Genomic DNA, 14,987 nt, shown 5'->3' with positions numbered 1-14,987 from the left:
AATTAATACTAGAGCAGATAATTATTGATAAATAATCGATCAATGCTCCCGTGTTGACCAAAATTCAACATCGGGATAACGCTCTTCACTCAGTGATAAGTTAACTCGAGTTGGCGCTAAATATGTTAAATGATCACCACCATCAATAGCTAAATTATCGCCACATTTTTTCTTAAATTCGGCAAATTTCTTTTCATCGTCACAGTGCACCCAGCGCGCTGTTGCCACATTTACCGGCTCGTAAATTGCTTCTACCTTGTATTCGTCTTTTAGACGATAGGCCACCACTTCAAATTGCAGCACCCCCACCGCCCCAACAACGATATCGTTGTTATTCAAAGGAAAAAATACCTGGGTTGATCCTTCTTCCGAAAGTTGTTGTAAACCTTTCTTAAGCTGCTTAGTTTTAAGTGGGTCTTTCAAACGGATACGTCGAAATAGTTCTGGAGCAAAGTGGGGAATACCGGTAAATTTAAGGCTTTCACTTTCCGTAAAAGTATCGCCAATCTGGATGGTGCCATGATTGTGTAAACCAATAATATCGCCAGAAATTGCCTCCTCTACATGGCTTCTATCACCAGCAAGGAAGGTCACAGCATCGGCAATTTTCACGTCTTTGGCAATGCGCACATGTCGCATCTTCATACCTTTTGTATATTTTCCAGAGCAAACACGCATGAATGCGATTCTATCTCGGTGTTTAGGGTCCATATTTGCTTGAATTTTAAAGACAAAACCGGAAAATTTTTCCTCTTCTGCATCCACTTCACGTGCATCCGCTACACGATTTTGCGGCTTTGGCGCCCACTCCACAAAGCCATCAAGCATTTCACGCACACCAAAGTTGCCCAAGGCGGTACCAAAGAATACTGGAGTTAACTTGCCAGCTAAATAATCTTCTAAATTAAATTCGTGAGTCGCACCACGCACCAACTCGATCTCTTCACGCACATCATCGGCATAGGGCCCCATAAGTTCGTCGAACTCGGCACTATCGAGACCTTTAATCTGGATATCATCCATCATGGTGTGGCCTTGGCCTTGTTGATAGACATGCACTGTATCTGTGTATAAGTTATAGACGCCTTTGAACTCCTTGCCCATGCCTAGAGGCCAATTGATAGGCGCTGCAGCAATTTTTAATACTTCTTCTACCTCATCCATCACTTCAATAGGGTCGCGAATATCGCGATCCATTTTGTTAATAAAAGAGAGAATGGGGGTATCGCGCAAACGACAAACTTCCATCAGCTTGATGGTTCTATCTTCCACACCCTTGGCGCCATCAATAACCATCAGCACCGAATCAACAGCAGTGAGTGTTCTATAGGTATCTTCAGAGAAATCTTCGTGCCCTGGTGTATCAAGTAGGTTCACTACACGCTCTTTATAAGGAAACTGCATGACAGAGGACGTCACCGAAATCCCCCTCTCCTGCTCCATTGTCATCCAGTCTGATTTGGCATGGGGACCTTTCTTACCTTTTACTGAGCCCGCTAATTGGATCGCATTACCCAACAGCAGCAACTTTTCAGTAATAGTGGTCTTACCAGCATCCGGGTGAGAAATAATCGCAAATGTTCTACGTCTTTGAATTTGTTGAATAAATTCCGATGTCATTACGTTTTAACCTGGTTTGTGTACGCCCTCGCGCACACATTGTGATGATACCCCAAGGCGGAGTCGAAAAAGTAAAAGCGCCGGATTATATCAATACCACTTGATAATGCCATCGGCTTAATATTAGACAGGGTGTAAAATCGATTTTATCGCTTACAAAAAGAGAAAAGATGTTTGAAGAAATTTTATGCAAACCTGTGAAGTCGTAAAGACTTAGGAGTCCACGAACTATTGGAGCTCTACTTTATATCTATCTTCACTAACCGCCTTCACACACTGAAAAATGTCTGCAACACACAGCTGCCAAGGCGGTAAACAAGACTAGGGCTTTACAAAGCATTAATATAAAAACAGCTTAAACTCCTGTTAAGCAAGTGGGTTACCATAAGTAACCTGACGTTTTATTATACCCAGTTCATTTCTTTGATAGGCCCCTTTTGACCCCAATGGAGGAGGGCCAAAATTTACCGACATGGCTGGAGCATCCTCTGGTATTCCATTGAACCTTAGATATTCTGCTCTTTTACCAGCTGTTAAGTAATCTGTGTTCGGCGGATTTTTAATTCTATCTTTTATTTCTGCTAAACTAAGATTTTCATGTTGTGGTATCTTAATACCAAACATTCTGTCGTAATAGGTATGTGCTACCTTTTTCATCATATCATCAGTAATGGCTAATGGACCACCATCTTCGGGCCATCCAATATCTGCAAGCAAATAATTTTTTAAATCGTTTGGTAAATAGCTGGTGACTCTCGGTTCGAATTTGCTGTTTTTCATAATACCGCGGATCATACCAAAAGTAGCAGGACATTGGCGTATGTTATCGTATTTTAAATCTGGCCGCTCGACAGGCCCTTCACGAGTTATAGTCACCTGTTGGCCGTTGGGAAGTTTAAATGGAAATTTAGGGAGCAAGCTTGCTCTGTGTTGTTGTTCTTCCATCAAAGTTCTTTGCGGACGGTTCTGCTGCAATGATGGACTAGTATAGACCGGCTGAGACGGAGGTTGACTCACAAAAGCATTATGAAGCGGCTGATTACCATAAGGCGCTTGGGGCGGATATTGAACCGCAAAAGCACTATGAGGTGGCGGACTACCATAAGGCGCTTGGGGCGGATGTTGACCCACAAAAGCATTATGAAGTGGCAGATTACCATAAGGCGCTTGGGGTGGATATTGAACCGCAAAAGCACTATGAGGTGGCGGGCTACCATAGGGCTGTTGGGGCGGACGTTGATCCCCATAAGACGACGGACTGGCATAATATGGAGGGGGCGCACTACTATAAGCTTGCTGTGACTGGTCAATATATGCATTTGGTCGCTCATACATCATATGAGACTGAGTACTGGGAAAATATGGGGCTGAGGGTTCAGCATCAGAAAGCCGATCAGCTAGCCGTTCTACGGCCTCAGCACCTTTAACTGCCAACTTTACAAACTTGTTTACTGCATTTTCTAAACGCATATTAATCTGCTAATCCAGGTAAATTTTATATATCTAATCTCGTCTTATAATAGTGTTTCCCAGTATTAAACAGTTCAACCAAATTAACCGCCATTGAGAAAATAAATTCTCTCTTACAGGAAAAGTGCCTAACTATATTAGTTAAGCATTTTTCTAAGCGGCCAATATTGAGACTTTAGTTATTTTCCTTTAAGTGCTTTATTAACGTGTTTTTTAAGCTTTTTATCGAGTAGAGGATAAGCCGACACTTTTTCTAGCAGATCACGGTGATCATCTAGTGCTTCTCTGCCAATAAAACGAATATACCAAGCAATGGCGTCTAATTGATTACCCTCTCCTGGTTTAGTAAAGTTTTCATCAATTAATTCTGCCATACGAGAAACTAAAACTTTATCCGTGTTATTCTGACGCCTCATAGATTCAGCGGCGTAACGACCATAAGTTCGGTCTTGTGCGTTAAGTAAATTGGTATAACGTATTTGATAAAGTGACTTTCCAGGCTCATAAGAAGAAAAGTCATTCATAATTTCATTTCTATCAATATACCAGCCGGTTCGCGTCATCAGTGTTTTAGATAAATTACGTAAGCCACGAGATTTACTTTCTCGCATAAAAATATCTAACGTAGTAAAGTAATCCGTATTGCCACTGCCAGCTAAAAAGCGGGCAAGGCTGGCAGCCGCTCGGTAAGCGTTGTTAGCTTTTTCTTTGTCACCCTTTTTTTTCTTTGTTTTTTTATTTTTTATATGATTAAAAAATTCATGCTGCGCAAGAGCAACTTTTTCAGCAGTATCAAGCACTTCTTTATCAGTAATACCCGAATCTTGAAGCTTGAGAGCAAGCTCGATGAGTTCTTCACCTTCAGTTGTTTTTAAAGCTTGAATATAATGGGCGCTTTCTTTATCGAGCAGCGTCTGAACCTCTTTACTAACAGATGTATTACTCCATGATGATTGCGAAAACACAACAACTAAACTCAAAATAACACTAAACCAATACTTCATAACCTCTCCTTTATAATTTGAGTATTTCTAGGGCTTGCTGACACTAACGGAATCGCTCCTGCTGGTGTAATTCCACTAGTGTCAGCAAGCCCTAGTGTAGTGAGTATGTTTTGCTTGCACAAGCGAGCTAAAGGGATACGCAATCGAGCCAAAGGAATAGGCTATATCCTTAATTAGCTTTCTTAACGTCTAGAATTGATAACCCAATCGCATTCCCCACTGCCTTGGTGGATTATAGGTAACGAGTTCAGGACCGCCGCCGCCTGCAATATCAACAAATCCTGGGCCTCGAAGAATATTACCCTCTTGTTCTTCATCCGTTAAGTTGGTAACGAAGGTTTCAACTGTCCATCTATCATCACTACTAAACCAAAATAGTCGTATGTTGACATTGTCATAATCGTCGGCCAAATCAGAGCCACCCGCTTCGGCAAATCCAGCGTTGCGATTAAGCGCTGTATAGTAAATTTCATCAGTGAACGCGTATTCAAGACGCAACTTCAAACTTCCCTTTTCTCCCACTTCCCAGTCATTACTGATACCCAAACTGTAGGTCAAATCGGGAGTACGCTGAACTTGATTGCCACCTATTTGAACACCATTAATAATCTGATCGTCAAACTCCGAATCAGTAATGCCGACACTTGCATCTACCGTCAACGAATCTATTAATACAGCGCGGAGTTCTGCTTCTGCCCCTTGAACAACAGCGCCTTGGGCGTTGAACGCTTCGGGGCCGCTTTGGCCGAAAACCTGAAACTGTAAGTTATCATATTCATTTCGATATAATGAAGAATTAAGCTGCATACGACCATTTAGCAATGTTGCCTTGATACCGGCTTCATAAGCATCAACAGTTTCAGGCTGGTATATTGCGTTTTCCGCGCCTCGCGACACTGCAGCGGTTTGATTTATACCACCAGATTTATAGCCTGTGGCATAGCTGCTAAATAACATAAGATCGTCATTCAAATTCCAATCCACAGCTAAACGATAAGTGACTTCATCCCAGCTGTCCTCTAACGGGTCTGCATAGGGCTCGCCTGCGAATAGAAAACCTGTATTAACACCTTCTTTCTCATCTTCGGTATAACGCAGTCCTCCTGTGAGTCTCAGATTCTCAGTCAATTCATAGGTTGCCTGAGCAAAACCGGCGAAAGAAGTAGAATCCACATCGCCACCAAATTCATACCCTGCGCGCACACCGAACTGGTTGGCAAATACATCGTATCTCCCTCCTAAAAAAAGTGCTTCTCTACTAGCTTTCTCACTAAAGTAATAAAAGCCAACAATCCATTGCAACGGCCCATCATCTGCAGATAAAAGCTGCAGTTCTTGAGAGAATTGTTCAGAGTCCTCAATCAGAAGAAGTTCAAGTAAGTTCAGCTCTGACTGATCATCATCAGAACGGGATTCATAGCTAGTTTGTGCGTAGCCTGTAATCGATTTAAAACTTAAGTCGTCAAAATCCCATTCAAAGGTAGCAGAAAACATGGTGAACTCGTTATCTTGCGACTCCTTAGTATCTTTGCTTACTTGAAAAGGGGTTAGATCATTAACAACAACTTGCCCGGTTTGAGGATTAATAAAATTGTTGAGCGCGGGAATGCCACTAGCAGGCCCTAGAGGATCAAATGCAAATGCTGGCGGACCAGAGATATTCTGGCCAGTGGTTGAGCCGGGAAATGGCTCACGCAATTCTGCCTTGGTTCCGACACCGCCCGACGTTATATAAGAACCAGATAACAAAAGTGATGCCTGATCAGCAAGCTCGATACTAATATGGCCACGCACCCCTGCGTCATCAGCATCGTTAGCCTCATTGCCGCCAGGAAAACTATTCTCTGTATAGCCATCACGATCTTCACTAAAAGCAACTAAACGCAGTTTGATCACATCACTTACAGGCAAATTAATCGCTCCACGTACGCGCAACCAATCATAATCACCATAGGTAATATCAACTTCGCCACCAAACTCATCGCCAGGCTTTGCCGTAATCAGATTAATAGACCCACCTGTGGCATTACGGCCATATAAGGTTCCCTGAGGGCCGCGCAATATCTCTACGCGCTCGGTATCGAAGGCGCTGAAAAGGCTAGCGACAGGACGCCCCATGTAAACACCATCCAGGTGCATAGCAACACCCGGATCTCCACCGGCAGTAGTATTCTCATTACCGATACCACGCATAGTGACAAAGGTAACAGGCCCGAAATTACCAAATTGAAGTGAAGGTGACATTTGCGTTAAATCAGAAATACTGTCAAAACCCGCTTCTTGAAGCTGGCTCTGACCAAAGGCAGTAATGGTAACCGGCACATCCTGCAGGCTTTCCTCTCGCTTCTGTGCAGTTACCACCATTTCTTCCAATGTTGCAGCTGCCATCGCTATACACGGAACCACAGACACTATCATCATAGATGATGTTAGCAAACTTAATTTCAAACTTTTATTAAATTGCAACACTTTATTAATCCTACTTAACTTAATTTGTGTTTTTTATGAGGTTTCTACTATCAGCAGTTTACGATCTAAATATGAGATTTTCTTGGCACGATAGCGTGCAATAATTTGGTTGGCGGACAACCAGATATGACCTAATAAGGCGCTAGATAAAGGAGGGGTAAATGTCAACAAACCGTTCGGATGGAAAATCAGTTTTGAGCCACAGCATCGCCTCTAGCTTATCATTGCATATCACAATAGACTTTATATAAAAGCCACAGTCTTCTAGGTACAGACACTTCGGATAACATATTATTTATATTTAAACTACATTAGTTTCGATAATTTAAACCTCACTTTAATATCCTAAAAAATATTATCCATTTACTAGTTTACGAAGTTTCCCGCAATGTAAAGTTATTTTTGTAGTGAACTAACAGTAGAGAAATAAGCTATCGAGCTACATGCATCATCAGACTCGGGTATACCAGGTAAAATCTACTCACGCACTACCTCAAAAAATATTTTTCATCAATCAAATTAAAGCATTAAAAAATAATGTCTTTGCCAGACCAAACTTACTCTACAAAAAAACCCCCAGGGATGCATTTTTTAACTACAACAATACCTAGACGATATATGAGAAGTGTATTTATATTTTTTCGTAGTTAAATCAATCTTACATGCGAACTTTTTTGGTGCGCACCATAGAGCACATCAAGAGATGTCGCCAAAAATAACGGAAAATATTTGGAAGAATAAAAGAAGGGTTCAAAAAAATATCATCAAACCTATTGGCACCTAAAAAACTCCTTTAATGAAGAAAAAGAAACCAACTCCATATTTTTATTTTAATATAATATTTTTCAAAATCTTAATTAGTTGCATTAAAAAATATTTAAAAATTCGAGTATCAATAAAAATCTCATGACTATCATTTTCTTGAGTTACAATAGCTAGATTTTTTTGACACTCCGTGAATGAGCCATATCCCTATGGCCACTCCCCTAATATAAACTTCTATAATTGGTTATTATAAAACAAGGTTGCTAATTTCAATTTAAAAGACAAATAGTATTTTTACTTTTCCAATAGAAATAAAAATCGCTTAATTAGATTCTTCTCTTACTAAAATTAGATTATTGAGAAAAGTTATAATATCATTTTGCCTCGAACGAGATAGTGCCAAAAAGCTTCTCTGACTAGCCGCTGCTTCACCCCCATGAGCGATGATAGCTTCCGTCAACGTTGATGCACGACCGTCATGCAGGTAGGGACCATTACTACCGACGCCCCACAATTCTTTTGTTATCCAAGTAGAATTACCAACTCCAAAATCGGGTATCGCTTCAGCTAATTCTGGCCCCATTTCATGACGCTTTAGATCTCCGAATAGATTTAATACCCCTTGTCCACTACTATTTCGTTGTAGATTACCAAGTGCTACCGTTTGATTGCCTACACGTATACGATTCTCAATAACATCTCTAGTCACATCAAATGAAACTGGGATATTAGGGTTAACACCAACGGATAAAGGATTCAAACCAGATGGAAAAGTTTCGTCTCTATGGGTTACTGTTTGGCTAGGCTCAGAGTAAATAGTATTATCAATGGTCATGCTCGCGCGATGACAACTTTCACAGCCAACAGATCTAAAATCAGCTGCGCCACGACGGATAGATGCGCGCTCACCATTACGCAGAGGCTCTTGACCAAATCTTTGTAATAACCCAAGATCAGCGAGCTCTAATCGCGTTACAGGACGAGGCTGTCCTGCAAGGTAAATAGCAAGACCAGTCATATCGCCGATAAATAATTCATTAGTGACACCGTCAAAATCGCCATCAACACCAACGCCAACTAATTCAGCAGCCTGAACACCAATATCATTATGTCCAGCTCCGCGATTAAATGAACGCAGGCTCATTTGGTTACCTTTCCAACCAAAAGGCCTGATAATTAAATCATCGTTAACCCCAGCGACTCTTCGCGTGTCATCATTCCTTGGATTGCAGGCGACGCGGACAAAGCCAAACTCAACGCCCTTAGTTTGCAAGTCTGCTCGCACTACTCGATTGTTATTACACGCAGTGCGTCTTGCTCTTTCACGAATAGCTATAAGCTCGGAAGTCATCTCCTCTGCTAATAATTGCAAAGGGCCAGCCCCTAGCATACTGGTAGTATTACGTTGAATAAAATCGCTTAAATTACCACTATTTAATGGGTCGGAAACGATATCTAAGCCAGATGCACCGGCACCTGCTAAAGGCTCTTCATGACAATCAGAACACGCTTCTCCGTCTGGGCCTGAGCGTCGTTGGGGAAAATGGTTGGCCCACTGATCAGAACCATTTAAATCTGCTCTTGGAACACCAGAATAACGTTTACCATTCCCTACATTACCACCACCGCCATCAAGAATGTTAAAACGCGTATCAAACAAACGTCGGCCACACTCGAAGGTAAAAGTAAAACGTCTTCGAACATTACTAATAGCGTTAATTTCTTGCTGGGTGCAATGTTCTGCTAATGGTTCTTCTAGTCTATCAATAACATCTAGATCTGGAACTGCGAAAGATGATGCTGCCCCAAAGAGTGCAGCACTGGCTATATACATAGAAATATATTTCATTCGAATCTCCTGCTAAGTTAGATCGAAAGTTTTGACTTGTAAAATATTTACATTGAGGGATAGTGATTCTATTCCGTAGTATTTTTTAAATGCACTTCCATGACAACCCCAGACTAAACCAAACGTTCTAAATTGTTAAGACCAATTCCACAAAAATTTTAAATACGGCTTTTGTCTAAAAATTAGTGGCACAAAAAATTAAATAACATGTGAACTTTTTGATTTCAAAAAATCTGAAAATAGAAAATTCAATACTATTGTTTTTAGGAGAATAAAAATTATTTCTTCATAAGAATAGTGAAGAGGCAATGATAACGTTATCATTAAAACAGTAATTGTTAAGTAATGTAAAAAACAATTAAGTTTTTCTTAACAATTTTTTTAATTAAAATATTTTAGCTAATAGAATATTTACATTAAAACCATTCATATACATTTAAAAATGCAAACCCAATAAAATTTATTTGAAGCGTTTAAAAGCAACTAATTTCAGTAGGCAGCTATTAGTATTTTTAAGCCATGTATTTTAATAAAGGAAACCGCTTGCAGTACAAACTTTGGAGCTTGGCAGATTTATTCAAAAATAGAATATTTGATAGAAGCTATGAAATTTAAATAAAACAGGAAAATTCTAATACTGAATACTATTAAAGTAACTTACGTATAAAAATTTTCCCTACTCAGGACTCAAGGACAATAATAACCGTAAATATATGTCTATAGCTTCATGTTTTCTGTTTGAGCTATATTACATCCTTGCTTATTCATTTTAATTCGATATTTTTCTGCTAAGTTATTTTGTGCTCTTCTCGACATGGTCTTCCCATCTTGAACCAATGCTTTGGATTCAATAACTCTGCCACGACGTTTTGCAGTTGTCAGTTCTGTATACTCTTCCTGCGCGGCTTTGCACTGTTCTGGGGAAAGCTGGTTTTGTTTGTTATGATTCTGCGTATTCTTACGAGATAACTCGCGTCTATAGTAAGTCTGAGATTTCTTAGTTTCAAAAGAGTTGGGGTCTTTTATTTCTACTTTTTCAGACTTCTGCTCATCATCGGGATGAGGTTGGTCACTATAGTGCACCTTGCCATTTTCATCTACCCATTTGAATATCTCGCTATAGCTATTTTGGTGGACGCACACTAAGGTAACGATCAATGCAGCTTTAGATAGCAACGCAGTTTTAGGCACCAATGTCGACATAGGTAAATTCCAAATCCTCATACACTTCCCCTTTTTGGGTGTTATAACCGGTCAGTTGCAACCAATATCAGTTCATTATACTTGCCGAACACTAGGCGTCCAATTGAATGCTTGCGACCATATGAAACTAATTTTAAAGTAATGACTTAATTACTGCTTTGACCAATAGCAACGCGAGGTAGTTTCAATTTTAACTGCATCATCACAACATACAAAACGGGAATAAGAATAAGCGTTAATATTAAAGTAGTAAACATCCCGCCAATCATTGGCAAAGCGATACGCCGCATCACATCTGCACCCGGGCCCTGGGTTAAAAATATTGGTATCAGACCTAAAATAATAGTGCTGACCGTCATAAGTTTTGGGCGCAAGCGAGTAGCAGCGCCATGACGGACGTTATCTAGTAAATGCTCGAAGGTCAGTGGCCAATTATCCTGCATTTGCTGATCGATATACATAAGCATTATCACCACCGTTTCAACGGCAATACCCGCCAGAGCAATAAAGCCCACAGCGACAGCGACGGAAACATTGTAATCGGCAAACCAAAGCCACCATATCCCACCTGAGACTCCGAAAGGGATACATAACATAATTAAAGCGACACGGCTCCAATGCCCAAAATGGCAATATAATAGTGTGGCAATAATCAGAAGTGTCGCGGGAATTGCGATTTTTAATCGTTCATTAGCCTCTTCGATTTGCTCGTATTGGCCTGCTACCGTCAGAGCATATCCAGTAGGTAGGGTAATGCTTTTCAATTTCTCTTTCAGATCAGAAATATAAGACCCCATGTCACGATCTTCAATGTCAACTAAGACCCAACCGTTGAGACGGGCATCTTCTGATCGAATCATGGCAGGGCCTGCCGCTATACTGATTTCAGCGAGGTCGGCCAGGGGAACATGGGTGTGGGCACGTAGGCCTGACCCAGAGTTAGCAATAGGAGCAGGCACTAGAATATTATCGAGCTGACTAATATGCTCGCGGTAAGGTCGATCATAGCGCAACATAATAGGGTAACGTTCTCGCCCCACCACCGCTTCGTCTAACTGCACTCCACCCAAAGCCGTTTGAATAATTAATTGAAACCTATCTAGCGAAATACCATAGCGCGCAAGCTCTCGACGCCTAGGCTTTATTTCTATGTATTTGCCGCCAACCACACGATCTGCAATAGCGCTGCGAGTACCTTGGAGACTTGCGGCAATGCTTTCAATTTTTTTGGCCAAGCGATCGACAGTGACAAGATCAGATCCTGAAACCTTTATTCCTATAGGTGTTCGAATACCTGTGGTCAACATATCAAGGCGTGTTTTGATGGGATAGCCCCAACTATTTACCATACCTGGTAAGCGCACACGCTGATCTAACTCTGCAATTAATTTTTTTTGTGTCATTCCCTTACGCCATTGCGAACGAGGCTTTAATTCGATCCAGGTTTCGATCATTGACAGCGGCGCAGGATCTGTTGCAGTATCGGCGCGACCAGCTTTAGCAAAAGCATGTTGTACTTCTGGCATAGTCATAATTTGACGATTAGTTATTTGCAGTATCTCTCGAGCTTTAGTTACCGAAACACCAGGTAAAGTCATAGGCATGTAAAGTAAACTGCCCTCATATAAGGGCGGCATAAATTCACTTCCCGTTTTAAAGATAGGAAATATACTACTCACTAAAATGAGCAAACTAACAGCTAGGGTAGTTTTTCGCCATTTAAGAGCCATATTTAAACAGGGCTTATAAAGAGCAATGAAAAAGCGGTTAATAGGATTATCTCTCTCTGGCTTTATTTTTCCTCTTATAAAAAATAACATAAGCACGGGTATGAGCGTGACTGATAGTAATGCTGCCACTGCCATCGCATAAGTTTTTGTATAAGCAAGTGGTGTAAATAACAAAGCGGACTGCCCTGTCAAAGCAAACACAGGAAGAAAAGAAACCGTAATAATTAATAGAGAAAAAAATAATCCTGGCCCTACCTCTTTGGCAGCAGCAATTAATATTTTTTTCCTATCTTCTTTACTTTGTATAGAATTTGATGAAGATAATTTTCGATGCGCGTTCTCGACCATAACAATAGAGGCATCTACCATGGCGCCAATGGCGATAGCAATGCCACCTAAAGACATAATATTTACACTAATGCCTTGTGCAGCCATAATAATAAAAGCTGCAAGAATCCCCAGGGGGATGGTAATTATGGCCACTAAAACACTGCGTACATGTAATAGGAAAATAAATGTTATTAAAGCAACGACAATGCTTTCTTCTAATAATTTATCTTTTAAATACTTAACAGCTCCTAGGATTAAGGTGCTACGATCATAAATAACTTTGACTTCAACACCATCAGGAAGCCCTTGTTCGATTAATTCAAAACGCTCTTTAAGCGCAGTAATAACTTCCAAGGCGTTGGCACTTGGGCGCATGACCACTATGCCACCGACTGCTTCACCGACACCATTAAGCTCGGTAATTCCACGCCTGATGGCTGGGCCTTCAACAATACGAGCAATATCACCTAAGGTTACGGTAATGCCACTGTCGGTATTTTTCAGAGCCACCTGTTGTAAATCTTCTATCCCACCGACATAGCCAAATGAACGAATTAAATATTCTGTTTCCGCCATTTCTAAGGTTCGCCCACCTGTTTCCTGGTTAGCGGTGCGTACAGCGTCGATAACGCTAGGTAAGGAAATATCAAAGGCTCGCAATTTATTGGGATCAACTAATATTTGAAACTCTTTAACAAAACCACCAACACTCGCCACTTCAGCAACACCATCGACAGTGCTTAGTTCAAAACGTATAAACCAGTCCTGCATACTTCTCAATTGAGATAAGTCATGCTGTTTACTGCGATCAAATAAAGCATATTGAAAAATCCAGCCCACGCCTGTGGCATCCGGGCCAAGCCCAGGATCGACACCTACTGGTAAATTACTTCTCACTTGAGATAGGGACTCTAGAACACGGCTACGTGCCCAATACATATCCACCCCCTGCTCAAATACAATGTAAACAAAGCTGGTGCCAAACATAGAAAAACCTCGTACAACTTTGGTTTTTGGTAAGCTGAGCATTTGGCTTGAAAGAGGGTAAGTGACTTGATCTTCAATTACTTGTGGCGCTTGACCGGGCCAATCAGTGCGAATAATAACTTGTGTATCCGATAAGTCCGGAATAGCGTCGAGGGGTATTTTTTGAATAGCGATAATACCGGCGGCGAGCAGAGTGAACGCAGCTAGTATTATTAGAAATTGATTCGCTACAGAAAAATCAATAATCCTCGCTATTATCCCATCAGCTTGTTGATGATTATCTCTCAGGAATCGATCACTTTTAGGTTGATCCTTAGTGGACATGATCAGACATCTCCTTATGCTGCTTATGACTAGCCTCAGCGTTATCATGATGTTCCATCAAGGTCATACCACTGCGAAGGTTACTTTCAGCGTCTAGCATAAATTGTCCGGATCTCACGACAGATTGATCTGCAAGCAGTCCTCTTTTTATTTCCGTCATTCCTGAAGATGTTATTCCTGTTTCAACTTCAACAGGGCGGTAACGCCCTTCCCCAAGATCCTCTATTACATAAGCTCCGCGCTGGCTATACAACACCGCTTCAGCAGCAACAGCTAAACGCCGTTCCACGTCGGCATCAAAAATAATGTCAACATAGGTTTCAGGCCTCAATCTTCTTATGGGATTATCTATAACAAGCCTAACTGTGGCCGTGCGACTTTGAGGATTATTTATAGGATGAATGTGATCGACGATTGCAGAATATCGCTCGCCACTTTCCGGTAATATGATGCTAGCTGAACCGCCAGCGTTTAAAAATTTAGCGTCGCGCAGTGGCACATCCGCGTTTACCCATACCTTGGAAAAATTTTGAATCGTCATGGCCACACTTCCCTTTGCTAAAAATGACCCACGCCTCACATTAAGTTGTGTCACGACACCATTTATTGGTGAATGAAAAGGGATATGCTCCTGGATAAGTCGCTGTTTTTTAAACAACGCAATAGCTTTTTTATCCATACCAGCCAAGTGCAGAATTTGTTCTGGATTTGCTTTTCCTTGTCCAATCAAATAATCCGACTGGGCTTCAATAATCGCTGGGCTGTACAGACTAAAGAGTACCTCTCCTTTATTAACAACGTCACCAATAGCACTAGCAAAAAGATCTTCCACCCAGCCTTCTTCTTTAATTGCGAAGGTGTATTCGAGGCGAGTGCTTGGCGAGATCAGTCCAAAAGCACGAATATTGCGGCCAAATTCATGATAGCCAACCTTATCCACCTTAACTCCCAATACATGAACATAAGATGGATCAATACGAAAGCTGATCTCCTTACCCTCTGAAGCAGCCATTGCATCTGCATCATTGCTCAAATCGTTCACTTTCGGCACTAGAGTCATACCACAAACGGGACAAGTGTCACCTTGCTCACCACTGATGTGAGGATGCATTGGGCATAGATAAATATCTTCAGCCGACCAGACTGAAGAAGTAAGAACCATAATCAAAAATAATAAAACACGCATAAGCCATCTTCTTTTCTAAAAAGTAAAAAATACACAATAGAAAAAAGATC

At 41.0% G+C, this 14,987-nt stretch carries 8 protein-coding genes; all 8 read right to left on the bottom strand.

Going from position 1 to position 14,987, the window contains the following annotated elements; translation table 11 throughout:
- Positions 1-39 precede the first annotated feature (39 nt).
- Complete coding sequence (gene prfC / locus BVC89_RS04465; RefSeq protein WP_086930044.1) at positions 40-1,620, bottom strand: peptide chain release factor 3; 1,581 nt, start codon at positions 1,618-1,620, stop codon at positions 40-42.
- Positions 1,621-1,986: 366 nt separating this feature from the next.
- Positions 1,987-3,090: a hypothetical protein gene (locus BVC89_RS04460; RefSeq protein ID WP_086930043.1), complete on the bottom strand. Its 1,104-nt coding sequence runs from the start codon at positions 3,088-3,090 to the stop codon at positions 1,987-1,989.
- Positions 3,091-3,269: 179 nt separating this feature from the next.
- Positions 3,270-4,094, bottom strand: a complete 825-nt coding sequence (locus BVC89_RS04455) for a hypothetical protein (RefSeq protein WP_086930042.1) — start codon at positions 4,092-4,094, stop codon at positions 3,270-3,272.
- A gap of 189 nt (positions 4,095-4,283) precedes the next feature.
- The gene (locus tag BVC89_RS04450; RefSeq protein ID WP_086930041.1) at positions 4,284-6,563 is read right to left on the bottom strand and encodes a TonB-dependent receptor; all 2,280 of its coding nucleotides are present in this window, start codon (positions 6,561-6,563) and stop codon (positions 4,284-4,286) included.
- Between the two features lie 1,087 nt (positions 6,564-7,650).
- Positions 7,651-9,177, bottom strand: coding sequence for a di-heme oxidoredictase family protein (locus BVC89_RS04445; protein ID WP_086930040.1), 1,527 nt, complete (start codon positions 9,175-9,177; stop codon positions 7,651-7,653).
- Between the two features lie 717 nt (positions 9,178-9,894).
- Positions 9,895-10,401, bottom strand: a complete 507-nt coding sequence (locus BVC89_RS04440; RefSeq protein WP_086930039.1) for a DUF4124 domain-containing protein — start codon at positions 10,399-10,401, stop codon at positions 9,895-9,897.
- A 125-nt stretch (positions 10,402-10,526) separates the two neighbouring features.
- Entirely contained in the window at positions 10,527-13,751 is a 3,225-nt protein-coding gene (locus BVC89_RS04435; RefSeq protein ID WP_086930038.1) for an efflux RND transporter permease subunit, read from the bottom strand.
- Complete coding sequence (locus BVC89_RS04430) at positions 13,741-14,937, bottom strand: heavy metal-binding domain-containing protein (RefSeq protein WP_086930037.1); 1,197 nt, start codon at positions 14,935-14,937, stop codon at positions 13,741-13,743. The genes BVC89_RS04435 and BVC89_RS04430 overlap by 11 nt, the downstream gene beginning before the upstream one ends.
- Between the last annotated feature and the right edge of the window lie 50 nt (positions 14,938-14,987).

Origin of the sequence: Agarilytica rhodophyticola (assembly GCF_002157225.2) — a bacterium.
Classification (GTDB): Bacteria; Pseudomonadota; Gammaproteobacteria; order Pseudomonadales; family Cellvibrionaceae; genus Agarilytica; species Agarilytica rhodophyticola.
This window is presented reverse-complemented; position numbering and strand designations above follow the sequence as displayed.